Source organism: Vibrio genomosp. F10 str. 9ZD137 (assembly GCF_049974785.1).
Taxonomy (GTDB): Bacteria; Pseudomonadota; Gammaproteobacteria; order Enterobacterales; family Vibrionaceae; genus Vibrio.
Map to the genome: position 1 here is coordinate 1 of NZ_JBNGCJ010001000.1, position 1,046 is coordinate 1,046.

Below are 1,046 nucleotides of genomic sequence, written 5' to 3' on the forward strand. Positions count from 1 at the left end.
TGTTCACACCTTAATTTGGCGTTATATTTTTCATCAAATCTACCTTTCGTTTCGGGCTGAATTAGTTATGATAGATCTTAATTCAGTTGTTAGAAGTGCGAGGGTAATGTGTTAGTAGAAAAATGGTTAGATATCGATGGTGACCAGCTTTATTGTTTGTCTACTGAACTCAAAGAATCTCAAGAAACGCTAGTGTTTATTCACGGTTTAGGCGAGTCGCATCTCTGCTTTGCGGATGCATTCGACTGGCTGCCGAATTATAACCTGATAATGTTTGATTTGTGTGGTTACGGTTATTCTCCTGCTTCAGTTACCTCCCACTCTACGGAAACTCAAGCAAAACGTATATTAAAAGCTCTTGAGCAATTAAAGGTTCATGATTGTTTTCTCCTTGGGCACTCTTGGGGAGGTGATACGTCTACCTTGGTTTGCAAATACGATACGAAAGGTATTGTACGTGGCTTTATTAATGCCGAAGGTGGGGTCCATGAAGAGAATATAATTTTGTCCCAGATTATTGCTGAACAATACTCTGAGTTAAGTAGTGATGAATTTTCTAAATGGGTGAAAGGTACAGGTTTTTCACAACGTTTTGCTATGTCTTGGAGCCACGGAGCTGGTATTAAGTATCTTTCGTCTGTTAGGCGTTGTGAACCAGTCGTTCTAGGTAATACAGCTAGTGAAATTTATGCTCAGCACGCAACCCAAGATATGCGGGGGGTTGTTAGTTGGGGCCAAGTTTATGAAAGCTTATCGATACCTAAAGTTTACTTTTGGGGTACACAGAGTTTAAGTGGTTGTGAACGAGCTACTAAATTCATTTCTACATTAAATAATGTTTCGTTCGAAGGGGCCAATCACTGGGTTCAAAATGAACCGTCTAAGTTTTACAAAGAAGTGGACAAATTCATCACTAACGTTCCCAAAATATAACAATAAATTTAAGAGTGATTCACAACGCTTGGCGCTTTCACTTCAAGCCAGTTTAGTGTTTATAGCACAATGCTTAAGCTAAGGTGTCTGCGTTGTTCACACCTTAATTTGGC

The 1,046-nt window shown here is 39.4% G+C and carries 1 protein-coding gene; it reads left to right on the plus strand.

Translation table 11 applies throughout. The features are described 5' to 3' along the window. The first annotated feature begins 108 nt into the window (after positions 1-108). Positions 109-933: an alpha/beta fold hydrolase gene (locus ACP45E_RS21510; RefSeq protein WP_017037943.1), complete on the plus strand. Its 825-nt coding sequence runs from the start codon at positions 109-111 to the stop codon at positions 931-933. The last annotated feature ends 113 nt before the right edge of the window (positions 934-1,046 follow it).